This is a genomic window from Acidobacteriota bacterium (assembly GCA_035529075.1).
Classification (GTDB): Bacteria; Zixibacteria; MSB-5A5; order GN15; family FEB-12; genus DATKXK01.
On sequence record DATKXK010000010.1, the window covers coordinates 243,210 to 267,730 of the forward strand.

Sequence of the window (24,521 nt, forward strand, 5' to 3'; positions counted from 1 at the left end):
TCGATACTTTCAAGTCTTTAATTTGAATCGTTAACGGGTCTTTTTAGGTTGACAAGGTTTTCACGGGGGCTTATTTGACTAACGAGTGATCCATGTAGAGTCTCTGAAACTGACAGTTGAATGATGGCTCGCTGGGAGGAAATATGAGCTACACGAAAATACCGGTGCTGATGGTGCTGATGGTGCTGCTGGGCCTGCTGATAGTCGGCTGTTCCGACAAGAAGGAGGAGGCTGAGCGGCTTGAACAGGAGATGCGTGAGGTGGAGGCGGGCGCCGATACGGCCGCCCTGCCGGCAGTTGACACCTCGGCCGAGACGGCGCCGGCCGATGCCTATGCCGTGCCCAAAGAGCAAGCGCCGGAGCCGATGATGCCCCAACGCCCGCTCGGAAGCGGCTTCACCGTTCAGGTGGCCAGTTGCGAGGATGAGGACTACGCTCGATACCTGGTCGGCGTGTACGGCCAGCGGGGGTACGAGCCTTACGTCGTCGAGCAGACGATAGAGGGTCAGGTCTACTACCGGGTGAGAATCGGCCTGTTCGCTACCTCGGCGGAAGCGCGGGCTTTGAAGGAAGAGTTGAAGGACAGATTCTCGGTCGAGGCGTGGGTGGACCAGGACTGACCAGCCGGGGGCGCGGGTAAGACAATAAACGGCGGCCGGTACGCGTACCGGCCGCCGTTCTCTTATGCGCGTTTGTGCCGCGTGCTCATTCTTTCGTCATCTGCGGCTTTATACCTTTGAGGTGCTCGTCAAAGAAGGCTACCTGCTTGCGGTACTCCTCGATGATATTGACACGCTTGCCGCTGCCGTGGCCCTCGTCACGGAAAATCAGCGAGTCCACCACGCCGCCGTTATCCGTAATCGCCTGGATGATCTGGCGAGCCTCGCCGATCGGTACGCGGGGGTCGTTCTCACCATGCACGACGAGAAGCGGTGTTTTGATCAGGTCGGCCTTGTGTATGGGGGATATCTCCGCCAGGAACTCGGGATCGCTCAGGGGACCGTACTCGGCCTCGCGCAGGGCACGCCGGTACTCACGGGTATTCTCCAGGAAGGTCTTGAAGTTGGCAATGCCAACGGCGTCCACTCCCGCGGAGAACATGTCGGGGTACTCGGTGATCATACCGAGGACGACGTAGCCGCCGTAAGATCCGCCGCGAATACCGATCATTCCCTGCTTGGTGTACCCGTTTTCGATAAGCCACTCTACGCCGGCTTTGTAGTCCTTAAGAGAGTTCTTCCGGTTCTTGTAGTTGTCCAGATTCATGTATTCCAGGCCGTAGCCGCTTGAGCCGCGCGGATTAGGGGCCAGGATGCCGTACCCGTTGAGGATCAGGTACTGGACGTTTCTGGCAAAAGTCGGCCTGAACTGACCCTCCGGACCGCCGTGGGCGTCAACGATGAACGGAATAGGCTCGCCGGGAGTGTACCCGGGCGGAAGGTACAGGAAGGCCGGTATTTCCAGGCCGTCAAAACTCTTGTAGTGGACAAGCTGCGGGTCCGTGAACAGCCCTCGGTCGATCCCCGCATAGCTGGAAAAGGTCAACTGGGTAAGATCCCCGGTTGCGGGGCTCCACCGCCAGACGTCGGACGTGCGCGCAGGACCGTTGAACGAAATAAGGCAGTTGCCGCGCTTATCGAACTGCCCGCCTCCCAGCTGGCCCTCAAGGGGCGGCGAGGGCAGTTCCCGGCCGGACTCCACCTCACGAATCTTCATTCGCGCGTAGCCTTCCTCGTTGACACGTGCCACCATGTATTTGTAGTCACGCGACACGAGAAGGCCGTCCACCTCCCACCTGGGATCGATCCAGCCGTCATCGATAAACTGCACCTTGGGGGAGCCTACCTTCATCTTTGCCAGGCGAAGGATACCGTCCTCGTTGTCGTTGCACAGCAGCCAGATTGTCCTGTTGTCCGGCATCAGGGTTGGACTGTCGTACATCACGTCCTTGTCGTCCTGGTTCAGCTTCTGATATTCCCCGGTCGGCACGTCGACGAGGTACAGGTCGTCGTCTATATTCGAGGAGAAGTGATAGACAATCAGCTTGTTGCCGTCCTGGGAAATGTCGCCCAGGCCGTTCCAGCCGCGAACGGTGGTTGTGTCCCCGAATACCTTGACTGCATCTCCGCTCCCGATATCCATGCGGTAAATGAAGAAGTCCGTGCCGTTTTCCTGGTTGGACCGGTAGAAGATGGACTGATCGTCCTTGGCCCAGATTATCGATCCGAACCTCACGCGAGAGAGATCGGTCAACTGGTGAATCCGGCCCGTTTCGGTGTCCATCAGGTACAGTTGCGCGTCCTCCGAGCCGCCCACGGAGGCACCAACGATAGCTAGGTCGCCGCCCCATGACAGGCTGAAAAAGTCTATCCCATCTTCGAAGGTGGTCAGTTGGTACGGCCAGCCTTCTTTCGTGAGACGATACACTTGTGTCGCTCCGGACAGGGACGAGGTGAAGAAAACGGTCTCGCCATCCCACGTGTATCCGGTCGGGCTGGCATAGCCGATCTGCATGAAGGTGCTGATATCGGGGACATACTTCATTTTGCTGAGAAGCGATTTCGCTTCCTCCTGGCCCCGAGCCCACTGCGGGGCTGCCAGCACTATGCAGAGCACGAGCACTGCAGCAAAACCCCCGGTCAAACGTCTCATCATAACTGTGGTCTCCTCTTCACGGTCGTTACGTTACTATGTAGACGATGATAGGCAGAAAATAGTTGCCAGGCAACTGTAATTCTGAGAGGCTGTGCGAAGGGAAGAGACGGAGCGCCGCGCGCCGGCGCGAGGAATGTGCGGTGGCCTCGGCCGAGGCAGGCTACACGGCTGCCGAGGCGAAACGACAGGTTATGTTATCGGCTTCCTCGTAGAGAACCCGCCGATAAAAGGCGCACGCGTGACAATTCGGACAGGACAGGTCAGTGGATTGGGCTCTGTTGCCGGAAGAGTTTCGCACTACCCAGCATATTCGGCCGGCGGCTTTGCCGTCGTGGATTCCATCGTATTTCATGGCCGTTGCCACCGGGCATTCACCCAGCATCTCCACCAGTAGGCCGCCTTTCTCCCGCCCGCAGTTCAGGTATTCCCAGCAGTTGAGTTTTGCAGACACGTTGTCGGTTACTCCTGTGTTTCGACGACTCGCATGACGGCGGAGAACTTCTTGTCCGAGCGCAGTTTGGAGAGTTCCTCCTGCGACGCGAGCTCCTTGTACTTGTCGTAGGTCTTCCTGACGTTGTTGGTATCGTCGTCAGCCAGGTAACTCAGCATGAGAAACTGGTACACCAGGGGGTTCTCGGGATCCAATGACCTCGCGTCCTTGAAGTGCTTGACCGCCTTTTCATAATACCCCTGGTTGAAACGTGCTTCACCGAGGCCGTAGTACGCCTGGGCGTTTCGCTTATCGAACCTGATCGCCGTTTCGTAATCCGCAATGGCTGCGATCTCCTCGCCCTTGGCCAGGTAAAGGGAAGCGCGGCCGAGAAGGGCGGGGACCGCCTCTCGATCCATTTCGAGACAGTGGTTGTATGCGGTGATCGCTCTGTTGTATTCGCCCTTAAACCGGTACTGCTCCGCCGCTCGGATGTAATCGTCTAAGGCGGACGGATTCTGTCCCGTTCGCTCGTATGCCTGGGCGCGGGCGAAGTACGCCTCGGCATAACTGGGCTTGATCCGTACCGCCTCCGTGAGGTCGGTAATCGCGGTTTCGTATTCGTTAGCTTTCAGGGCGCGCTCGCCCGAATGAAAGTAGTCCGTCTCGGCGTACGTCTTTTCCTTTTGTGCCGGGCTCATCGGTTCAAGAGTGACGTCGAGTTTGGTCGTCTTTCCGGCCACCAGTTCCAGGGTGCCCGTGGCCGTCCGGTGTCCGTCCGCCGCTATCGAGTAGGAGTGTTTCCCCGGTTTCAGCCGTGAGTACGTGAGGTTGCCGGCGCCCACGACGGATCCGTCGATAGACAGGCGCGGGACTTCGACATTGGTATTCACGGCAATCTTCGCCGTTTGCGGCGCTGTGCTGGCCGCTCGCGGCCGGTCGGCCGCCGGTTTTGAGGATTTCGTCGGGCTGGAGCCGGTTTGCGGGGCCGCCTGCGGCTGGGCCCGCTCACGAGATTCGGCCGCCGCTTCGGCGGGTACCGGGCGAACGGTCGCGACGGTAGGCTTGGTGCGGGATTCAGACGAAGGCTGGAGAGTCAGCATTGAAATTTCGCCGTCGACCACTGTGGCGTAATCGGTCGCGGCCACCTCGCCGTCAACGATGCACTCGATCTTGTAACTGCCGGCCTCTATCAGATCGGTCTTGAAAAAACCCTGGGCGTTCGTTCGGCAGGACTTGCCCAGGGCCGGCAGGCGGATCGTAACAGCCTGCAGCAAGGGGCGTTCGTGACTGTCTAATACCACTCCGACAATTCTTCCGTCTCCGGTCGTGATGTCCGATGTGAACTGGGTGCCGATCGCGAAAATGGCGACGGCCGCAACGGGGGCTATAATCGCGGCCAGCAGCTTGGAATTGAGTTTCTTCTTGCGCAGCACGTATTGGCGCTGGTTAATGATCAGTTCATCGTGCTCGTGCAGTTCCTGCTCACCGGTAATCTGGACGATGTTTTTGGCATAGTATGCGACCCCTCTGGTCCGCTGGGCCATTTGCGGCCTGGGCTTGACCTCCGGCGCTGCCGTGTCCGGTTTGCTCGGACCTGCTTTTTTGGGTGGTACGATGGGGGCGGTGTCGAAGCCCTTCGGTTTTTCCGGCTTGTCCGCGGCCTGTCCGTCGGTCGGTCGCCGATCGATATGTTTCAGAAGATCGAGCTTCTCCTCATCGCTGAGGTACTCGGTCGAACCGCCGTACAGGTTTTGCTTGATGGATTTGATCTGATCATCGGAGAGCTTCCGCACCTGGCTGGTGCTGTCGCTGGAGGGTGCGGATCCGGCTGGCGGTTCGTCGGAGACTGTGCCTCCCCCGGTATCCGTCTCCTGCGGGGCAGGCATCGTTGGGTTGCTGTCTCCGATCGGTGAGCAGTTGCCTGTATCCGATCCGACCGCGCCCCCGCCGATGCCGGCGCCGGATATCGCCTCCCGCTGGACCAGGTCGGCGGTCGTCTCCAGCCCGAGGTCTCCGTCGGTCTTTTTCGGCACTACGCCGCCGACTAGGTCATGGGACGCGTCGTGCGTTTCGGTGATGACAAAGTCGAGATTGTCGGGGGCTCCGTCAGGTGACTCAGGCGCAGGGCCCGACGTCAGGCGCTGACCGCAACACGCGCAGAATTCGGTGTCAGCCGCCTGTTCGGTATGGCACTGTGGACATATTTTCAAAGTGAAATCATCCTTTTTTGGGTTCCCCACTACATGTGCGTAATATCGACGGTTCGTGATTTTTCTTTAAATCCGGGCAGTAGACGGGACGTCTATGGAGGGAAGCGGCTGATTTCCAAATAACCGCTTGACAGCCGATTGGCTTTAAGGTTATAATTTTGGTTCTGAGAACGGGAAGGATTAATAGAGATTCGGGAATGTTCCTGAGGAGGAAGAGATAAATGTCGAAGCCCTACAACCGGCTGTGGTTCCCCGCCTTAGCCCTCTCGGTGCTGGCTGTGATTTTCAGTTGCAGTCAGCCGGACGATGTTCTGACGCCGGTATCACGGACAGTTCTCAACTTGGCGGTCGAGCGGCTTCCCACACCACCCGTTGGCATGGTCTATGAACTCTGGGTTTCCGAGGAGGTCGTCCAGGGCTATGATCTTGATCCCGAGACCATCCTGTCGCTGGGCAAGTTCTCCTTTATGACTTCTGACACCCTGATAGCGTTTTTGGAACCGGTAGATACTATGGAGATCGTAAGGGCCGATTCAAATCAGTTTGTTATCGAAGGCGATCTCTTTGCGTATCGGTCGGTCTTTGTATCGGTGGAGCACGTGGATGACCTGGATCCCGACGTGCCGGGGCCGATTATGCTTGTCGGCAACGTAATTCCTCTGGGAGATTTCACCCCGACCCTCAATTTCCCGATTTCGGATGAGCTGTGGGAGAGCACGGTGCAGTACAATCTCGAGGCTGTCTCCGACAACCGCAGCAACGTCAACGACAGCCGCGGCATATGGTTCTGCAGCTACCGCACGACCCTGGATACCATTCCCGATACGCTGAATCTTGACACGATTACTTACCCCTGGATAGTCACGGTAATCCAGCCCGTGATTGAGGACGGCGAGACGCTTAACAAAGACTCGCTCTATGCCGTGCGCCCGTTTACGGTACGGGATATCCAGGTCGTCACGGAAAAAGTGCTCTACGGGCCCGACACCCTTATCCTTAACGTCGACTCCTTCATGCATACCCACGTCACGTTTGTCTTGGAAAGCCTCGCCGACAGTACACCCCCGTTCACCAAACGCGACCTGGATGCCGGGGCGTTTCAGGTGACGGCACCCGGTGATGCATCCCGGGTGGTTCGGTACGACATCTTCACCCAGGGCGAGGAGGGCTACGGCCTGCCGGGCTTCGCCCAGTGGGGCTGGAAATACAAAGGCTGGGCTGTCTCGCCGTACATCCCGACGGCCGGCACCGGTGAGTTCACACCTCCGGCGTGGCCGTACAATACGCCCGAGAGGACCTGGATTCCGGGAGCCGAGGGCGGCCTTGTCACCACCGGGACGTTTACGAGAATCGATACTATCGATGACAACGACCCCTTCACGCTTGACTCGCTCGCCGGTGACCTGCGTGTCGTGGACACGCTCGGCGAAACCACTCTCGTGACTATTTACAAGCGGCCGTACTATCCCGGGGAGGACTTCCTGAACAGCGCTTCACTGCTGGCCCGCTACGGTTTGACCGAAGTCGAGCTCATGCCCGAGGCGGCAAACGGGAGTATCGAGGGGACTGTATTTATCAGCCTGGAGCCGGACAACGGCCTGACGGACTCTACGAATTTCCCGCTGATAGCCTTTATTGGCGAGGTTCCCCCCTTCTACACAGTCTCGGGATTGGCTCGCGACCCCGTGGTTGTCACCATGGTCGGCAAGTATGGCACCGTACCGGGCACGAATCAGGGATTCCCTGAGATAAAGGTCAGGTTCAAGAGGCAGTAGACCGGACGCGGCTGTCATAAGAAAGTATGTAAAGGCCGGCACCTGCGGGGTGCCGGCCTTTTTCGGTGCCTGTTCGGGTGCCGGGCATTGCCGGGAGTTGTAGTGAAACTCGCTGCTGCTTGCACAGTTGTCTGCACCGGGCATCAGAGAGCGAGGCGACGCGCTCTCTGGCCGCCGCCTGACGGACCGCACATTTTCTGTTGCTTGCAAAGGCGTTATGCTGTATACTTAAAGCGAGAAATCAAATCCTCTCGAATTTACATCCACGGGCACGGTTGTTGCGTTTAGCCTGCCCGGAAATGGCTTTTGCCTCTGTAAGCGTCGAATAACTAGGGAGTGGTGTGCGCTGGATCTCCAGCCACCTGACGTTAGAGTCGGGCATCCCCCCTCCACCACTCCCTACTTTTTTTGTCCGTTACCCCGTCAATTCAGATTTCACCGGAATCTGTCGATAGAGACCCTAATCGATGGAGGGTGAACGGTGAACAGGCAGAAATCCGGGGGCCCGGGGATACTCATACGGCTCAGCAACCTGATTGTACTTCAGGTCCTATTCATCTTTGCAGCTCTGGGCCTGATCCTGTTTTATCCGGATCAAGAGCCTGAGGTACGCTACAATTCGGCGCTCATACGAGAACAAATAGAACAGGTCTGCGGCCAGGTGGCCGAGCGGCTGGCCGGTACCGAGGCGCCTGCGGCTGAGGGTCCGGAGATCGTTCCCCTGGCCGAGGTAACGCAGGGTCCGTCACCCATCTCGGCGGCGGCGCTCTATGAGTTGCGCCCGGACGACCCTGGTCAGCCCCGGCCGCTGTTTCACTGGGAGTCAGGATCAGGCTCGTCAGCGGACGGATCTGAGGCCACGCGGGCGCTCGGGACAGTGGATTTTCGGGTCCTCCGGTACGTCGCCGCCCAAGAGGACTGCTACATTCTCACCACCACCGTGACCCCTATGGTCTCGATTCACTACTGTCATATTCCCGGGGACGCTCAATCGCCGCGCGTACTGGCGGCAGCGGTGGATTATGGCGTGTACTATGCGTCTCCGGCCAACGAACGGTATGCGTTCTTCCTGCTGTTCTTGTGCTCCACGCTCATCTCGCTGCTGACCATATACCTGATAGTCAGGAGACTGAAGCGTCCGATGGACAGGCTGATTCACGGCATGGAGAAGACGGCGCAGGGCGAACTGTACTGCCTGGTGGAGAGCGACGGTGACCGTGAACTGAAGCGCCTGACGGACGCCTTCAACCGCATGGCCCAGACGCTGTGGAGCAATCACAAAGCGCTCAAGGATTCCGCCGATCGGCTGAAGAAGTCCAACCTGTCGCTGATCGATTCCCAGATTTTCCTGGCGACCCTTATCAACAGCTCGCCCCTGAGCATCATTGTCTCCGCTCCCAACGGCAGGGTGGTGCTGTGCAACGACCGGGCGACCGGCGATTTCGGTTTCGAGGGCGAGCAGTTGGTGGGGCGCGACATAACGGACCTGCTGCATATCTCCTCAGCGGAATTCACCGAGAACCTGACAACGCTCAACGACAGGTTCGGCTGCGAGGCCCTGTGCCGGCGGTCCGACGGTACGTACTTCCCCGCCTACGTGATCGTCAACCCGATACAGGTCAGTGGAAATACCCCCCAGGGGTATCTATACATTACCAAGGACATCACGGCGAGCAAGGATTTCCAGGAGATGATAATCAGGCTTGACCGGTACTGCACGCGCGGCGAGATGGCCGGTGACATTGCCCACGAAATCAACAACTACCTTGCGATTCTCTCCGGGAACCTTGAATTGCTCCCGCTGCTTCTTCGGAAAGGCGACGCGGAAAAGATCGACAAGAAACTTGACCTGATGAAAGGGACGGTAGACAAAATCGTTCGCTTTGCCAACGGACTCATGGATATCCCTCAGGACGAGGCCCGTCTCGAAGCCTGCAGCCTGAACCAGATCGTCGAGAATGTGGTGGCCTTCCTCAAGCCGCAAAACCGATTCGATGGCATTCATCTGGTCACGAGCCTGGCGCCGGATCTGCCGCTGGCGCACCTTGACCCGGCACAGGTGCAGCAACTGCTCGTGAACCTCCTGTTCAACGCCGCCGATGCCGTCGCCGACGGGGAGGGCGACAGGGAAATCCGCGTCACGACCTCGCTTCAGGCGGGAGAAAAAGGAAATTACGGCCGGGTCGAGGTCCGCGACAACGGGACGGGCGTACCGCCGGAAAAGGTTGACAGCCTGTTCCGGGATCGGTTTACGACCAAGCGAAAGGGTCATGGCATCGGACTGATAACCTGCCGCAAGATTGTTGAGGTCCACGGCGGCCACATCGGTTACAGGTTCGACAACGGCGCCGTGTTCTGCTTTGACACCCCTCTCGAAGCACGTCGGGGTGAAAGGCTGCCTGAGCCGTCGCGCAAGGTACCGGCTGCAACCCCCGGTAACTGATTTTCCTTGCCCTGAATCAGAGGCTCCAATAGCTTAGACGGTATGACTGAACCCTCTGCGCGACTGCAGGTGGCGTTCGATCGCCACGTGGCCTTGATCCTTACGGTGGCCGTGGCGGTGGCGGTGCTGGCGTTAACGGCGATGGCGATCCGCAAGAGCCGCACCGACAGCTTCGAACTGCTCGTGGAACAGGGGCGGGCGTTTACGGAGGCTCTGGCTGAGGCCTCCAGCAACGCCATTGCCGCCGAGACGTTCTATGACCAGCTGCTGCAGAAGCGGTACGCCGATCTGGTTACCTCTCTGACGGAAGAGAATCTCAATCTTATCACGGGGCAGGACCTGTTGCGTTTTGCCGACGCCCATGATCTGTACAGCGTTTACATATACGACAGCAGCGGCCAGATGATCCTCGGGACGACGGCGCGCGGACTTCGCCCGGCCCTGCCCGAGTTCGTGGACAGGGAGGTCAGCCAGTTTTTCTCCGGTCCGCAGATCAGTTTTATCCTGCTCACCGACGAGGAGGACAGCCGGACGCCGATGATGCACTACTACCTCCAGGTGAACAGCCAGCTCGACCGGGTGGTGGTGCTGGCCTGCGACGCTTTGTACTACGGGGAGGCCGTGCGGCAGACGGGCATAGGGTACCTGGCCCAGAACATGGCGCGGGAGAAGGGCGTAGAGTACATCATCTACCAGTCGACCGAGGGAATCATTTTCGCTTCGCGCAAACCCGGGGATCTGCTGGCTATCGAGTCCGACCCCTTCCTGTTACGGGCGCTCGAGAGCGATTCCATACTCAGCCGCCGGTTTGACTTTCAGGGGGAAACGCTGCTGGAGCTCGTCCGGCCCTTTTCGACAGATCGGTTTCCGTTCGGGCTGTTTCGGGTGGGACTTTCTCTGGACCGGTATTATGCCGTGTCGCGCGGGCTGACAATTCAGTTGGCCGTTCTGGCGGCCGCCCTCTTCTGCCTGCTGCTGGTGGTTATCCTGTATCTGAACAGCCGGCACAAGCGCCGGGAACTGGCCCGGGAGTATACGCGCATCAAGTCGGTGACCGACAAGATCTTTGAACAGATGCGCACGGGCGTGGCCGCCGTTGACGGTCACGGCGTGCTGCGTCTGGCCAACGACGCATTTGAACAGATACTTGGATTGACCAACGTCACGGGCAAAGCCTGGTCGAAAGTGGCGCCGGACGAACGCCTGTACCTGGACCCCTTCTTAGCCGGACCGGACCAGGCTGATGAGACCGAGATTACGGTGCAACTGGGCGGCGAGGAGAAAACGCTCCTCGTGGCGCGATCGAAGATCGCCGCAACGGATGCCGACAGTGCTTCGGCCGTGATGGTCGTTTATGACATAACGCGCCTGAAAGAGTTCGAACAGGTTTCGGCGCGGCGGGAACGGCTCTCCGAGATGGGGGATCTCGCGGCGGGGGTCGCCCATGAAATACGAAACCCGCTTAACGCCATCTCGATTGCCGCGCAGCGCCTGGCTGCCGAGTTTACGCCCCGGGAGAACCACGATGAATACCGCACCTTTACCCAGACGATCCGTGGCGAAACCAAGCGGCTCAACGAGATCATTTCCCGTTTCCTGGCCCTCTCCCGTGAGGAGAAGAAAAAGACCGCCCAGGTGCGGCTCGATAAATTCTTTGCCGAGTTGGGAGATCTGCTGCGGGTCGAGGCCGCAAGGCTGAAGATTGAATTGACGTTTGATGTTCCCCCGGGACTGACTCTCACGGCCGATCCTGATCTTCTGAAACAGGTCTTTCAGAACCTGTTCAGCAACGCCAAGGAAGCGATAAACGGACAGCCCGGACGGGTCGCGGTGGAGGCGTCACGCCTTGACGACCAGGTTCGCATTGTCTTCTCCGACAGCGGTCCCGGTATCCCGGAACAAATGCGTGAGAAAGTCTTTGCCCCGTACTTTACGACGAGGGAAACCGGCACGGGCCTCGGGTTGGCCACCGTGGATCGGATAGTGAGTGAATTCGGCGGCACCATGAAGATCGCCGAAAGTCGGTGGGGGGGCGCCGGCGTGATCATTACGTTTCCTGCGGCCGGGTCTGGAGCATAAAAGAAGCGGCCCGTCTTCGGGCCGCTTCTCATTCCATCCTGGCAGACTGGGGCTATTGCCCCACCTGGCTCTTGATCCAGACGGTACTTACGGATTTCGGACGCGTTATGGCAGTGCCGAGCGCGCGGTTGAGCACCAACTGCGAGAGCATCCCAAGCGACCGTGAAACCGAGAACAGCACCGTGTAGTATTCGAATTCCTTGATGCCGTAATGGTACAGAAGCGCACCGGAACCGGCATCGACATTCGGCCACGGGTTGGCCGCCTTGCCGTGCTCTTTGAGCACTTCCGGTACCACCTTGAACACGCGATCAACGGCCTGGAACACGGGATCGGCCTTGAGGTATTTCTTCCCGAATTCATTGAAGGCGGCAAACCGGGGATCGGTCACGCGCAGCACGGCGTGGCCGTAGCCGGGGATTACTTTGCCTGATTTCAGCGTTTCCCAGGCGTAGTCGCGAATCTGCTTCTCCGACGGAACGCCGTTGAACTTGTCAATCGTCTCCAGGATCCACTTGAGGCACTCCTGATTTGCCAGACCGTGCAAAGGACCGGCCAGGCCGTTCAGACCGGCGGACACCGCGTAGAACGGGTCGGACAGCGCTGAACCGACCGTGTGGCACGTGTTGGCTGATACGTTTCCGCCTTCATGGTCGGAGTGCAGCGTCAGGTACAGCCGCATCATCTCGTAGGTCTCGCCCTTCTTGGTCGGCAGCCCGAGCATCTTGGCGTAGTCGGCTCCCCAGTCGAGCTTCTTGGACGGCTCGATAAGGTCGCCCTTCTTGTACCGAATGCGGTAGACACCGGCCGCAATCGTGTGGATGGTGCCGATGATCGTCATGGCATCATCCAGCGTCGGCTCCCAGTATTCCGTCCTGGTCATCCCCTCGGTATAGCGTTTGCGGAAGGCCGACTCGTGTTCCATGGTCAGAATGGCCGTATCGAGCATGGCCATCGGGTGCGAGGTCTTCGGCATTGATTTGAGGACCTTCCACACGTAATTGGGAACTTCTCCGTGCGTCTTCAGTTCCTCCTGGAACTGCTTCAGCTCATCCGCCGACGGTAGCTCACCTGTAAGCAGCAGCCAGAAAACCTCCTCGGGCAGCCGTTCCTTGATTTTCATGATCGGATGGCCGCGGATTATCAGGCCGAGGTCCGGTTCAACAACGGAAGTATCGCACACCATGCCCTTGACGCCGCGCATGCCGCCGATCGCCTGAGCAACCGTGACCTGCGAAATCACCTTATCACGGTGTTCCGAGAGCACTGACTTTCGCTCGTCGCGGATTTTCGGGATAATGATGGCCAGCTTTTCTTTCAACGTCTGGGCCATTGTAGACTCCTCTTGGTTAACGGGTAGATTGGTTGTTGTTTGACCGAATTCCAGTATCAACCGCTGTGCATACGCCGCCAAGTTTAACTAACCTTGTCCTGAAAGTCAAGGGGCCAGCAGGCAAGGAATCCACCCAAAACGCACCTTTCTGCCTCCCGTTTGGAATCAAGTAAGATATCCGCCGAAAGATCTTCTGACGATCCCGGCGACCCCGTCCCGCCGGGCAGCGAGACTGACGCCGACGGCCGGTTCAGCGCGGCCTGACAGGACCCCGCCGTCGCTCCGCCGCCCGGGCCTCGGCCCGCTGCTAAGCTTTTGACCTGTTTGAAGTTGGGCGGAAGCATTGGCGGCACGCCAACCCGCTGAGCTCTCGCCGTTGGGGTGACCCGGACAGGCCGCGTCACCCCGGTGCTTCAGGAGTCGCGCGCCGAGGGTTTGTCCGACGGTTTCTTCTCTGAGGAACCGGTCGATGCGCTCTCGGAAGCGGCTGAAGACGGTTTGTCCTTGGCGGCCTCCGCTCGGTACTGCTTGCTGCGGTAATCGGTGGCGTAGAATCCCGAACCCTTCAAAAGGAAACCGCTTCCCCCGGAGATTACCCGGTGTGTCTTGCCCTGGCAGTTCGGGCAGACCTCTATCGGATCGTCCGTAATGGACTGAAATTCCTCAAATGAGTGGCTGCACGCAGGGCAGTGGTATTGGTATGTCGGCATCTACTATGTTCGCTCGGTACGCCGCGTTCGCTCGTTCAGCCGGTCAGGTAACCGGCAGTGCGTCTCGTGGTCCTGCTTTCTTCCCTGAGATCAACCTTTCATGAGCAAGGCGATAGCACATACGTCGACGATGTCATCGACCGTGCAGCCGCGCGAGAGATCGCTGGCGGGCTTGGCCAGTCCCTGGATGATCGGTCCGGCGGCCGTGGCGTTGGCCAGTCGCTGCGTCAGCTTGTAGGCGATGTTTCCGGCGTCGAGGTCCGGGAATATCAAAACATTGGCATCGCCGGCGATAATGGAGCCGGGAGCCTTCTTGCGCCCGACCTCGGGGACAATGGCGGCGTCGGCCTGCAACTCACCGTCAACCTTGAGTTCCGGGTGGTCCCGCCTGAGGTTTTCCAGCGCCGCCAGGACTTTGTCGACGTCTTCATGTTTGGCCGAGCCCTTGGTTGAAAACGACAACATGGCCACCCGTGGTTCCTCGCCGATGATGTTGCTCATTGTTTCGGCCGTCGACACGGCGATCGACGCCAGTTGCTCGGCGGTCGGGTTGGGAACAACCCCGCAGTCGCCGTAAACGAACACCTTGTCCTTTACGCCTCGGTACTCGGGGAGAGTCATGATGAAAGAACTGGAAACCGTGCTGATACCTTTCTTGAGTCCGATCACCTGGATGGCCGCCCGGAGAACGTCGCCCGTCGTATTGACCGAGCCTGCCACGGAGGCATCGGCTCTGTCGTTGCGCACGAGCATGGCTCCGAAGAAGAGCGGCTGCAACATGGTGCTTTGGGCCTGTTCCTTGGTGATTCCCTTTTCCCGGCGGATTTCCATGAACTGGGCGACGTAATCGGCGTAGTCGGGAGACTTGGCCGGATCGATCACCCGGACTTTGCCCAGGTCAAGGCCGTACTGGCCGGCCAAATCCGCAATCTCTTTCTCGTTGCCCAGCAGAATAACGGAGGCCATCTGCTCGGCCACCATCTTCTTTGCGGCCTGGATCATGCGCGGTTCGGTTCCTTCCGGAAGAACCACACACCGCCCCTTTGCTTTTGCTTTTTCCTTTATTGTCGATATGGCACTCATCACAAGCTCCTACCGCCGTTGATCGGCATTCCTCCTGTTGTTGCGTTCCTACACGAACTGATCTCTCAGTTCCGGGTCCGATAGGTATGCTTCTATGAAGGGATCGATGTCTCCATCCATCACGGCCTGTACGTTGGACGTCTCCCATGACGTACGGTGGTCTTTGACCATGTTGTATGGATGAAAGACGTACGAACGAATCTGCGATCCCCATTCGATTTTCTTTTTGGCCTTTTCGAATTTTTCCCGCTTTTTGGCTTCCTCTTCACGGCGCAACAGATACAGGCGCGCTTTGAGGACGGTCATGGCGGAGTCCTTGTTCTTGTGCTGGCTGCGCTCCGACTGGCAGGTGACCACGGTGCCCGTGGGAACGTGCGTCAGGCGCACGGCCGACGAGGTCTTGTTCACGTGCTGACCGCCGGCACCCGAGGCCCGAAACGTGTCCACCCTGATGTCCTCATCCTTCAGGTCGATTTCGATGTTGTCCTCAACGACCGGGTAGACGTGTACGGATACAAACGAGGTGTGCCGCCTGGCGTTGGCGTCAAAGGGGGATATGCGCACCAGGCGGTGCACGCCCGATTCCGCCCTGAGGAATCCGAACGCATACTCGCCCTTGATCTCCAGGGTGGCGGATTTGAGCCCCGCTTCGTCACCGGGCTGGTAGTCCATCAACTCGATTGCAAAATCCTTCCGCTCCGCCCAGCGGTTGTACATGCGAAACAGCATTTCCGCCCAGTCCTGTGATTCCGTCCCCCCGGCCCCCGGGTGAATAGTGACAATCGCGTCCCGGTGATCGTCCTGTCCCGACAGGAGAGCCGCAAATTCCAGTCTGGTGACCTCAGCGGCAACGGATTTCATAGAGGCCGCCAGTTCCCGGGTTTCTTCGGAATCCTCCTCGACGATCCCCAGCAACTCTTCGACGTCCGACAGTTCTCCCAGTGCACGGTCCACGTGTTCGACCCATTTCTTGTGCTGCGAGATTTCCTTGAGGACCGCCTGGGCCTTCTGGTTGTCGTCCCAGAACCCCGGTTGCGTTGTGTTTTCCTCGAGTTTGGCTATCTTCTTGCGGCGACCGTCGAGGTCAAAGATACCTCGCTAACTTCTGGAGTTTCTCCGTGAGTTCGGGTAGTTGGCTTCTCAAATCCGCTATCACGATTACCTTTCGCTCCTCTCTGTTCGCACACAGGTGCCGAATATATGCTAAATACTCCACGACGTCAATCCCAAAGGCTCCGACCGGTGCGCCCGCAGGCCTGAAGACCGCACTGCCCGAACCGACAGAATAGAGTTGACAGGGATAGTCTATGTTGTATTTTCAACGCCGTGGCAAGAAGGCTTGAGACACTTGTGGTGGGGCCGTTCGAGGTGAACTGCCACCTGTACTGGGACCCGGACAGCCGCCAGGGAATCATCATCGACCCGGGCGCCGAGGGAGACCGGATTCTGGACGCAGTCCGGGCCGGTGAATTTGAACCGCGCGCGATACTCCTCACCCACGGTCACGCCGATCACATTGCCGCCATTCGCGCGGTCAAAGAACGCTTCGACATCCCCTTGTATATCGGAGACGGCGAGCAGGGGCTGCTGGCTGATCCCAACGCCAATCTCTCGGCTCTCATTGCCGACCCGGTCATGGCGCCCGAACCGAACCATCTCGTCACCGATGACCAGGTGCTGTCGCTGGGAGCGATGGCGCTGAGAGTCCTGGCTACGCCCGGTCATTCGCCCGCCGGTGTCTGCTACCTGGATGAAACGGAAGGCGTGCTGTTCTGCGGTGACACCCTCTTTGCAGGCTCCATCGGCCGCACGGACCTGCCCGGAGGGTCGCTCAAGCTCCTGCTGGAATCCATCGGCAGCAAGATCCTGTCACTTCCCGACGGCGTTATCTGTTGCCCCGGTCACGGGCCGCAGACCACGGTCGGCGCCGAACGGGTCGGAAATCCGTTTCTCGTGGGGGGATCATTTGCCTGACACGCCCAAAATCGAGCCGCTGCACCTGCAGGGCCTGTCGGACTACCATTGTCACTGCGATTACTCCGTCGATGCCGTGGGGACGGTGGACGAATACTGCGACGCGGCGATCCGGCGCGGTCTGGCCGAAATCTGCTTTACCACCCATTACGACTTCAATCCTCGATCGGACCGCCAGGCCAACTTCATCGTGGTCAGGGGAGACAAGCGGCCGACCGGTCCCGAAAGCCTGGCGCCTTACGTAAAGGACGTCCGTCGCGCGGCTGACCGGTTCCTGCCCGAAGGACTGTCGGTGAAACTCGGCGTGGAGTTCGGCTGGTTCCCGGGGTGCCAGGAAGACGTCCGTGCGGTCATAGATCGATTCTCTATCGAGTATGCCCTGTGCGGCATCCACGAGCTTGACAACATCTGTCTCTGTTGCCGCGCCCACGTTGAACGGTGTTTCAGCCGGTTCTCGGTGGAGGAGGCGGTTGAGGCGTACACCGCTCACGTAATTCAGGCCGCGAAAAGCGGGTTGTTTGACACCATTGCGCACCTGGATTATGTCAGACGATACGGGCTTGACTATTACGGGCCCTCACTGGACAGTGTTTTCGAGAGCCGCCTGCCCGACATTTTTGGCGCCCTGAGATCGAGCGGCACGGCGCTGGAGATCAACACGGCGGGCCTTCGTCATGGGGTTAAAAGTTACTACCCGAAGATGAACGTTGTCAACGCCGCCACGCGGTCCGGGGTCGCCGTGCAATATATTGGCTCCGATGCGCACCGCCCGGACCAGGTAGGTTTCGACTTTGACGGAGCCGGGGCGCTGGTGGCCGGTTCGATCGGCTGGTGCGACGATCTTTAACGTGCCCTGTGTCCCGAATGCCAGCCAAGCGCAACAAGAAACTCCGGAGGTCGTTTTACGATCGGCCAACCCTCGAGGTGGCGCCTGATCTATTGGGTATGTACATCGTGTACCGTTCACCGGGCGGCATCATGTCGGCGCGGATAGTCGAGGTGGAGGCGTACATTGGCCGGGACGATCCGGCCTGCCACGCAGCGGCGGGACCGACCCGGCGCAACCGGGTCATGTTCGGCCCACCGGGTTTCAGCTACATTTACTTCATTTACGGGATGTACCACTGCCTCAATTTCGTGACCGAGGCCGAAGGCTTTCCGGCGGCGGTGCTGCTTCGAGCCGCCGAACCCTGCGACGGGCTGGAGACAATGCTGAGCAACTCCGGCAAGCGGCAGGTGGAAGGGCTTCTGGGTGGTCCCGGTAAATTTTGCCGCGCCTTCGGCCTGACGCGGGCGCAAAATGGTCTGGACCTGACGGGGGATCAACTGTTTCTTGAAGATCGAGGCGAGGCCAGGCCGACTGTCGCCCGCTCACCCCGGGTGGGAGTAACCAGAGCTGCCAGGAGGCAGTGGCGCTTTCAAGTCGCAGGCCCACCGAAAGCATCCGGTGGCTGACGCCTTGCCACAAGGGTGCGCACAGGAGAACAGGACGTACGCATGTTTGGACAGGATTTTCTTCACAAGGCCCTGATCGGCGCCCCGATAATTCTGTTTTCGCTGACCGTACACGAGTTCTTTCACGCCTGGTCAGCGTTCAGGTTCGGGGACACCACCGCTCGCGACCAGGGTCGGCTGACACTCAACCCGCTGGCCCATCTCGATCTGACCGGCGTGCTGGTCATGGTCGTGTCGCAATTCCGGTTCGGCTGGGCCCGGCCGGTGCCGGTTAACCCATTGAATTTGCGCAACCCGCGCGTGGCCAATCTCTGGATCTCGGCGGCGGGGCCGTTGTCCAACGTTGGGCTGGCCGTGATCGCGGGGTTGGTCTATCGCTCCGTCCTTGTGCTCGATCTGGCTCTGCCGCCCATGTTTATCGAGTTTCTTACTACGGCGGTGGCGATTAACATCATTCTGGCGTTTTTTAACCTGGTCCCGCTGTTTCCTCTGGACGGGTCTCACATTCTGAAGTCCCTGGTGGGGTACGATGTGGCCGCGAGGATAGAGCGATTCGACCGTTTCGCCCCCTTTGTGCTCATCCTGCTGGTCATCACGGGGGTGCTGTGGATATTTCTCTGGCCCCCGGTGGCTGTGATTATCAGTCTTATCCTGGGGCAGTGAGCTTGCGCCGGCGGGGTAAGAGCAGGCGAAAAACAGCAGAGAGGATCGTGACAAAGACTGTGTTCAACAGAACAACGATACCGGCGGCAGTCCTGCTTGCTCTCTGCATCGGTTGCGGCGGTTCCTGGCAGTCGATACCGCCGGGACAGGACGGGCCGGCAGGCCGGGAATCTGTTCTTGCCGACGCCTACCTGTTTGACTGCAAGGTATATCGGCGTGGTAAGCCGACCACCGTGAGGCTGGAGGTTTTCTCCACCGATTCGATCACGGCCCTCGGGGGCAGGGCGTATCTGGGCAAGGGCGCCCTGAAAGGAATACTGACGCCGAACAGACTTACACTTTATTTTCCGACGCGTAACGAGTACGTAGACCAGCCCGTTGAAGAGGCCGTCACGTCGTCAGATTGCCCTATCCGGCCCGGCGACTTCGGCTTATCTGACCTTTTGAGCCGTCGGCCGGACTCGCTGGGCTTTGGCGCGGGCATTCAGGTTGTCCGCAGGAATCCGACTGAAACCTCACGCCCGGAGTTCGCCGTCTTTGACGAGGCCTGTAGCTGGCGGTTGGAACTGACGTACGACCGGCAGGGGGCGGGCTGGCGGCTGGCCAGGCTGGAGTTCAGTGACGGTGCGGACCTGCGGGTGCTCGCCAAGCGTCGCCGCTTCAAAGCACGGGCAAACGTACAAGCGGGCAAGTTCCAGGTCGAAATCCCCGCCGGCGCCGTGCGTGTGTCACCGTGACGGCACATTCTTGTGCGGTGTTGACAACCCTCGACAGATTAGTGATGTTAATAGCTTGCGTGGGAATTGGAGCCCGTAAGTGAACCTTTATCGACGAACATTCTCGATCATCAAGCCGTATTGGAAGCACCTGGTCACGGCCTCGCTGTCGGCGGCCCTGCACGCCTTGTTTGCGGCTCTCATGATCTGGATGGTCGGTCCGTTGCTCATGACCCTCTTCCAGGTGGAGTCTATTCCGGGTGTGACCGAAGAGCGCACGGAAATCCGTGAGCCGGCCTCGTCGCAGCCGGGGATGCCGCTTTCTGGCGGCGGCACGGTTTCCCAAGTTTCCGGTTCAATCCACGCGGTCAAAGAATGGATGAAGGAGCGGGTCGCCACCGTCGTCGAGACCGAAACGCGCCGGGACACGCTGGTCAGGTTTTGCTGGCTGATCCTGGCGATTGTGCTGGCCAAGAACCTGTTTCTGTACCTTCAGGGGTTCTTCATGGCCTACGTGCAGCAGTCGGTGATGCGCCGCTTCAGGGATGAGCTGTTCACCAAGTACCAGCGTTTGTCGCTGGACTATTTCCACAGCCGCCGCACGGGACAGATCATCTCGCGGGTCACCAACGACGTGGAGGTGTTGAACAACTCAATCGATATCGGTTTCAATCGCCTTGTGACCGACGGACTCCAGGTGGTCCTGTTTTCCGCGTTCCTCGTGGTGCTGAGCTGGAAGCTGACACTGCTGGCGACGGTCATACTGCCGGCCGTGTTCGTGTTCATCTGGTTTGTGGGCAAGAAACTGCGCAAGTACTCGGAGCGCTCGCAGGAGCGGATGGCGGACGTCAACTCGGTGCTGGAGGAGACGGTCAGCAACATACGAATCGTCAAGGCGTTTTCCATGGAGAAGTTCGAGACGAGGAAGTTCCTGAGGTCGACGTACAACTACTTCCGGGCCCTGGTGCGCATGACGCGTATTCGCCACCTCGCCTCGCCTATCAACGACACGCTGGCCACGATTGCCGGCGTTATCATTCTCCTGTTCGCCGGGGCGCGCATTATCGCCGGCACCGGGGAGCTTGACGCCGGTGATTTCATGACCTTCATCCTGGCCATGTTCTCCATGATCAAGCCGGTCAAGTCGCTCAGCCAGATCCACATGAAGCTGCAGGAAGGAATGGCCGCCAGCGAGCGCGTTTTTGACGTCCTGGACGCCGAGGAGAAAATCAAGGACACCCCCGGTGCCACGACCATCGGACGGTTCGAGAATTCCGTAGTCTACGATGACGTGTCGTTCAGCTACAATCCCCACGAGCCGGTGCTGAGGGACATCTCGTTTGAGGTGAAAAGCGGTGAGGTCGTGGCCCTGGTCGGGCCCTCGGGAGCAGGGAAGTCAACGCTCTTTGACCTCCTGCCCCGCTTTTACGATCCGCAGGCGGGAAGGATTCTGATCGACGGGCACGACATACGCGACGCCACGATCGCGTCGTTGCGCGGGTTGATGGGGATCGTAACGCAGGAGACGTACCTGTTTAACGACACCATCAGGAACAACATCGCATACGGCCTGAACGGGGTCGTGGACGAGCGGGTCGAGGAAGCGGCGCGGATGGCCAATGCCGACGAGTTTATCACTCAGTTCGAGGATACCTATGATACCGTTGTGGGCAATCGCGGCGTGATGCTTTCGGGCGGACAGCGGCAGCGCATCGCCATCGCCAGGGCGTTGCTGAAGAATCCGCAGATACTCATATTCGACGAGGCGACCTCGGCGCTGGATACGGAGTCCGAGATCCTGGTTCAGGAGGCTATAGATCGCCTCATGCGAAACCGAACCACTCTCGTCATCGCGCACCGGCTGTCGACAATCAAGAACGCCGACCGAATCATGGTCATTGACCACGGCAGGATCGTGGAAAGCGGCCCTCACGACAGCCTGATGCAGCGCGACGGCCTGTACCGGCGGCTTTACCTGATGCAGTTTCGGGACGTATCATGAACATTCTCTTCCTTGACGCCATCGACAGGGATACGTTCGGGGGCTATGAGAACTGGATTCTTCTCACTGCCCGGCACATGCAAATGCGGGGGCACCGGGTGACCGTGGCGGGGCGGGCGGGATCGGAATACCTGCGCCGTGCCGGCCTGCTCTCGAACGGTATCGATATTCTGGAGGTGGCTATCGGCGGCGATTTCAATCCCGCCACGATATATCGGCTCAAGTCGTTCCTTGACCGCAGAGACGTCGACGTGATGACGGTAAACTTCAACAAGGACGTCCGGCTCGGCGGCCTGGCCGCCAGATGGCACGGCGGCACCTCGGTGATCTGGCGGCTCGGCCTGGATATTACGAAAAACGGCCTGGTTCACCGTCTCCTGACTCCGCACCTGGTCGACGGGGTCATCGTTCCGTCACAGGCGCTGAAGCGTCAGGTGATAAGGCACGGGTACCTGACCGATTCCCTGGTGCGGGTCATCCACAACGGCACCGAGATCAAGGACTTTGCCCGGCCCGATCCGGCGGCGGCGCGCCGTCTGAGAGAGGCATACGGCCTGCCGGAGCAAAGCGTGGTGGCGGTCACGGCAGGCAGGTTCGTCGACCAGAAAGGGCACGTGTACCTGGTCGAAGCCGCGCCCGAACTGATCAGGCGGCACCCCGACCTGCGCTTCCTGTGGCTCGGGAACGGCCCGCTGGAGGGCATGTTGCGGGCAAGGCTGGATGAACTTAAGCTCAGCGATTACTTCGTGTTTGCGGGCATGCTTGATAACATCGACACTCCGCTGGCCGGAGCGGATTTCATGATCCACCCGGCCGTCGAAGAGCCCTTCTCGCATGCCATCCTGGAAGCTATGCGGGCCGGCCTGCCGATCGTGGCTTCCCGCGTCGGCGGCACTCCCGAGGCGATAATCGATGGCGAGACCGGTTTCCTGATCTCACCGGGGCAACCACTTGCCCTTGTGAACGGCGTTGACAGGTTACTGGCGGACAGAGACAACCTTCACCGGCTGGGCCTTGCGGGACAGAAGCGGTGGCGGCAGAACTTCACGATCGAGCGAATGGTGGACAAGGTCGAAGAGTACTTCTCGTTCGTAGCTCGAAAGGGGGAGGTTCGTGAACCGGCTTAAACCGCTCGAGAAGTGGTTCAAAGCGGCCTTCTTCGGCGTCTTCCGCCGCTGGCTGCGCAAGGGGCAGAAGGACTTCCGCCCGCTCGACGGCCGGCGGATCCGGTCGGTGCTCTTTCTGAGGCCGGAGAAGATCGGCGACATGGTTATTTCATTCCCGGTCTTTGACGGTCTGAGGAAGCACTTCCCGCACATTCGCATCGCCATTCTCGGTTCGCCCCGCAACTACGAGATCATTCGTGACGACCCCCGGTTCGATACGGTCTACCTTTACCGTAAGAACGTCATCGGCGACCTGTTCACCCTGCTGGCCATGCGGCGCGGCGGGTACGACTGCGTCGTGGACATGATCGGGAACGACTCGGTGACGGCGCTGTTTCTGTCTCAGCTCTGTGCCGACGGCAAGCCGAGAATCGGCGTGGGCAAGAAGGCGTACCGCGAGTACTATGATTTCAATTACGATCACCGCATGGGTAATACCGGGCACATCATTGAAAACACGCTCAAGCTGCTGACCGCCCTCGGCATCGACACCGACACCGTCGACCCTTACGCGATTCCGCATATCCGCCAGGAGGCGTGGAAGAAAATCGATGCCTTCCTGGCAGATGTTTCCGGGAGTCCCCGGCGGCCCGTCGTAGGCTACAACCTGTCGGCCGGATCGCGAACACGACTGTGGGCGAAGGAGAAATCGCTTGAGCTTATTCAGCGCATATGCGACCACGTTGAGGATTGCAGGGTCATTCTCATAACGTCTCCGGCCGATCGGCGGCGCGGCGATGAACTGCAGCGGCTCCTGGACCGGGACGGCATCCTCCAGTCGCCGCCGAATCTGAGTTTGACGGAGGTTTCGGCCCTGGTGGCCCGGCTTGATCTCCTGATTTCGCCTGACACGTCGCTGGTGCACATCGCCCGGGCGTTCAAGGTCCCGGTGGTCGGCCTGTACAGCCGCTACATGAAAAATTTCCTGCTCTGGCGGCCGTACGGCCAGGAGGTAGGGGCGGTCGTGTCCGGCAACGATGACAACATTTTCGACATCACCGTCGACCAGGTGTTCGGCGTGTTCACCCAGGTGCTTGAGCGATTCGAGGTGGTGAGGTCATGAGCAGGCTGTCGGTGGTGGTGATAACGAAGGACGAGGAGAGCAACCTTGGCCGCTGCCTGGCCTCGGTGGCATGGGCTGACGAGATTGTCGTCGTTGACAACCAGTCGACCGACGATACCCGGGAGATTGCCGCCGATTTCGGCGCCAGGGTGTTCTGCCGGGAGTGGCGCGGTTTTGGTCCAGCCAAGCAGGAGGGTGCCGGCCACGCCACCGGCGACTGGATCCTCTCGCTGGACGCCGACGAGGAAGTGACGGTGCCGCTCGCTGACGAGATTCGGCGTGCCATTGGCGACCACGGCGGGACGGTCGGCTACCTGATCCCGCGGCGAACCGAGTTTCTCGGCCGCTGGATTTACCACTGCGGCTGGTATCCGGATCCCGTCCTGCGTTTATTTCGCAAGGACAGCGGTTCGTTCAACGATGCGGTCGTTCATGAACGGGTTGAGTTGGAAGGTCCGGTCGGCCGTTTGAAATGCGAGCTTCTTCATTACAGCTACCCGTCGCTGGAGAAGTATTTCGACAAGTTCAATAGCTACACGAGCCTGGCAGCCGAGGAAGCTTACAAAAACGGCCGGAAGGCTCTGCTTCTCGATCTTGCGGTCAGGCCGATCAGCGCTTTTGTAAAGCACTATTTCATCAAACTCGGGTTTCTCGACGGAGTAGAAGGGTTTCTTGTTTCGCTGCTGTCGTCAGGATACGTGCTGGTGAAGTATGCGAAACTGCGGGACCTTACTCGCAAGAGAAGGACCGCTCAAAGGTAA

The 24,521-nt window shown here is 59.4% G+C and carries 20 protein-coding genes; 13 read left to right on the forward strand and 7 right to left on the reverse strand.

The window, feature by feature from the left end; genetic code table 11:
• Positions 1-143 precede the first annotated feature (143 nt).
• A complete protein-coding gene (locus VMY05_04290) occupies positions 144-620 on the forward strand; it encodes an SPOR domain-containing protein (protein HUV30297.1) in 477 nt (158 codons plus the stop codon).
• A gap of 85 nt (positions 621-705) precedes the next feature.
• Here VMY05_04290 and VMY05_04295 read toward each other — a convergent pair whose 3' ends face one another.
• The 3 genes from VMY05_04295 to VMY05_04305 all read right to left on the reverse strand — a co-directional run bounded on the left by VMY05_04295 (position 706) and on the right by VMY05_04305 (position 5,298).
• Positions 706-2,655, reverse strand: a complete 1,950-nt coding sequence (locus VMY05_04295) for a S9 family peptidase (protein HUV30298.1) — start codon at positions 2,653-2,655, stop codon at positions 706-708.
• Positions 2,656-2,815: 160 nt separating this feature from the next.
• Positions 2,816-3,106, reverse strand: coding sequence for a hypothetical protein (locus tag VMY05_04300; GenBank protein HUV30299.1), 291 nt, complete (start codon positions 3,104-3,106; stop codon positions 2,816-2,818).
• An 8-nt stretch (positions 3,107-3,114) separates the two neighbouring features.
• Positions 3,115-5,298 (reverse strand): tetratricopeptide repeat protein, encoded by a 2,184-nt coding sequence (locus VMY05_04305; GenBank protein ID HUV30300.1) that lies wholly within the window; start codon positions 5,296-5,298, stop codon positions 3,115-3,117.
• Positions 5,299-5,519: 221 nt separating this feature from the next.
• Between VMY05_04305 and VMY05_04310 the strand changes: the two genes are divergently transcribed.
• From VMY05_04310 to VMY05_04320, 3 genes are all read left to right on the forward strand, one after another.
• Positions 5,520-7,073 carry a hypothetical protein gene (locus tag VMY05_04310; GenBank protein HUV30301.1) on the forward strand — a complete coding sequence of 518 codons (1,554 nt, stop codon included), beginning with the start codon at positions 5,520-5,522 and terminating at the stop codon, positions 7,071-7,073.
• 481 nt (positions 7,074-7,554) lie between these two features.
• Complete coding sequence (locus VMY05_04315; protein HUV30302.1) at positions 7,555-9,516, forward strand: ATP-binding protein; 1,962 nt, start codon at positions 7,555-7,557, stop codon at positions 9,514-9,516.
• 42 nt (positions 9,517-9,558) lie between these two features.
• Positions 9,559-11,595 (forward strand): ATP-binding protein, encoded by a 2,037-nt coding sequence (locus VMY05_04320; GenBank protein HUV30303.1) that lies wholly within the window; start codon positions 9,559-9,561, stop codon positions 11,593-11,595.
• A gap of 52 nt (positions 11,596-11,647) precedes the next feature.
• Here the strand turns inward: VMY05_04320 and VMY05_04325 are convergent, their stop codons facing one another.
• From VMY05_04325 to prfB, 4 genes are all read right to left on the reverse strand, one after another.
• The gene (locus VMY05_04325) at positions 11,648-12,928 is read right to left on the reverse strand and encodes a citrate (Si)-synthase (GenBank protein ID HUV30304.1); all 1,281 of its coding nucleotides are present in this window, start codon (positions 12,926-12,928) and stop codon (positions 11,648-11,650) included.
• A 413-nt stretch (positions 12,929-13,341) separates the two neighbouring features.
• A complete protein-coding gene (locus tag VMY05_04330; GenBank protein HUV30305.1) occupies positions 13,342-13,638 on the reverse strand; it encodes a zinc ribbon domain-containing protein in 297 nt (98 codons plus the stop codon).
• A gap of 90 nt (positions 13,639-13,728) precedes the next feature.
• Positions 13,729-14,721, reverse strand: a complete 993-nt coding sequence (pta, locus tag VMY05_04335; protein HUV30306.1) for a phosphate acetyltransferase — start codon at positions 14,719-14,721, stop codon at positions 13,729-13,731.
• Between the two features lie 48 nt (positions 14,722-14,769).
• Positions 14,770-15,877 (reverse strand): peptide chain release factor 2 gene (prfB, locus tag VMY05_04340; GenBank protein HUV30307.1). Its coding sequence is split into 2 segments (ribosomal slippage): positions 14,770-15,819 and positions 15,821-15,877, totalling 1,107 coding nucleotides; the frame shifts between segments, so codons are not numbered across the junction.
• Between the two features lie 170 nt (positions 15,878-16,047).
• Here prfB and VMY05_04345 point away from each other — a divergent pair.
• The 9 genes from VMY05_04345 to VMY05_04385 all read left to right on the forward strand — a co-directional run bounded on the left by VMY05_04345 (position 16,048) and on the right by VMY05_04385 (position 24,521).
• Positions 16,048-16,695: an MBL fold metallo-hydrolase gene (locus VMY05_04345; protein ID HUV30308.1), complete on the forward strand. Its 648-nt coding sequence runs from the start codon at positions 16,048-16,050 to the stop codon at positions 16,693-16,695.
• Positions 16,688-17,542: a histidinol-phosphatase HisJ family protein gene (locus VMY05_04350; protein ID HUV30309.1), complete on the forward strand. Its 855-nt coding sequence runs from the start codon at positions 16,688-16,690 to the stop codon at positions 17,540-17,542. The genes VMY05_04345 and VMY05_04350 overlap by 8 nt, the downstream gene beginning before the upstream one ends.
• 17 nt (positions 17,543-17,559) lie before the next feature.
• Positions 17,560-18,150, forward strand: coding sequence for a DNA-3-methyladenine glycosylase (locus tag VMY05_04355; GenBank protein ID HUV30310.1), 591 nt, complete (start codon positions 17,560-17,562; stop codon positions 18,148-18,150).
• Between the two features lie 42 nt (positions 18,151-18,192).
• The gene (locus tag VMY05_04360; GenBank protein ID HUV30311.1) at positions 18,193-18,813 is read left to right on the forward strand and encodes a site-2 protease family protein; all 621 of its coding nucleotides are present in this window, start codon (positions 18,193-18,195) and stop codon (positions 18,811-18,813) included.
• Between the two features lie 47 nt (positions 18,814-18,860).
• Positions 18,861-19,550 (forward strand): hypothetical protein, encoded by a 690-nt coding sequence (locus VMY05_04365; protein ID HUV30312.1) that lies wholly within the window; start codon positions 18,861-18,863, stop codon positions 19,548-19,550.
• Between the two features lie 79 nt (positions 19,551-19,629).
• Positions 19,630-21,531: an ABC transporter ATP-binding protein gene (locus VMY05_04370; GenBank protein HUV30313.1), complete on the forward strand. Its 1,902-nt coding sequence runs from the start codon at positions 19,630-19,632 to the stop codon at positions 21,529-21,531.
• A complete protein-coding gene (locus VMY05_04375; protein ID HUV30314.1) occupies positions 21,528-22,658 on the forward strand; it encodes a glycosyltransferase family 4 protein in 1,131 nt (376 codons plus the stop codon). The genes VMY05_04370 and VMY05_04375 overlap by 4 nt, the downstream gene beginning before the upstream one ends.
• Positions 22,645-23,760 (forward strand): glycosyltransferase family 9 protein, encoded by a 1,116-nt coding sequence (locus VMY05_04380; GenBank protein HUV30315.1) that lies wholly within the window; start codon positions 22,645-22,647, stop codon positions 23,758-23,760. The genes VMY05_04375 and VMY05_04380 overlap by 14 nt, the downstream gene beginning before the upstream one ends.
• Complete coding sequence (locus tag VMY05_04385; protein HUV30316.1) at positions 23,757-24,521, forward strand: glycosyltransferase family 2 protein; 765 nt, start codon at positions 23,757-23,759, stop codon at positions 24,519-24,521. Before VMY05_04380 ends, VMY05_04385 begins: the two co-directional genes overlap by 4 nt.

Excerpts from the sequence above, each read along its gene's own strand:
- VMY05_04290 (HUV30297.1), top strand. The coding sequence starts at position 144 with ATGAGCTACACGAAAATACCGGTGCTGATGGTGCTGATGGTGCTGCTG.
- VMY05_04295 (HUV30298.1), bottom strand. The coding sequence starts at position 2,655 with ATGATGAGACGTTTGACCGGGGGTTTTGCTGCAGTGCTCGTGCTCTGC.
- VMY05_04310 (HUV30301.1), top strand. The coding sequence starts at position 5,520 with ATGTCGAAGCCCTACAACCGGCTGTGGTTCCCCGCCTTAGCCCTCTCG.
- VMY05_04320 (HUV30303.1), top strand. The coding sequence starts at position 9,559 with ATGACTGAACCCTCTGCGCGACTGCAGGTGGCGTTCGATCGCCACGTG.
- VMY05_04325 (HUV30304.1), bottom strand. The coding sequence starts at position 12,928 with ATGGCCCAGACGTTGAAAGAAAAGCTGGCCATCATTATCCCGAAAATC.
- VMY05_04330 (HUV30305.1), bottom strand. The coding sequence starts at position 13,638 with ATGCCGACATACCAATACCACTGCCCTGCGTGCAGCCACTCATTTGAG.
- pta (HUV30306.1), bottom strand. The coding sequence starts at position 14,721 with ATGAGTGCCATATCGACAATAAAGGAAAAAGCAAAAGCAAAGGGGCGG.
- VMY05_04355 (HUV30310.1), top strand. The coding sequence starts at position 17,560 with ATGCCAGCCAAGCGCAACAAGAAACTCCGGAGGTCGTTTTACGATCGG.
- VMY05_04360 (HUV30311.1), top strand. The coding sequence starts at position 18,193 with ATGTTTGGACAGGATTTTCTTCACAAGGCCCTGATCGGCGCCCCGATA.
- VMY05_04375 (HUV30314.1), top strand. The coding sequence starts at position 21,528 with ATGAACATTCTCTTCCTTGACGCCATCGACAGGGATACGTTCGGGGGC.
- VMY05_04385 (HUV30316.1), top strand. The coding sequence starts at position 23,757 with ATGAGCAGGCTGTCGGTGGTGGTGATAACGAAGGACGAGGAGAGCAAC.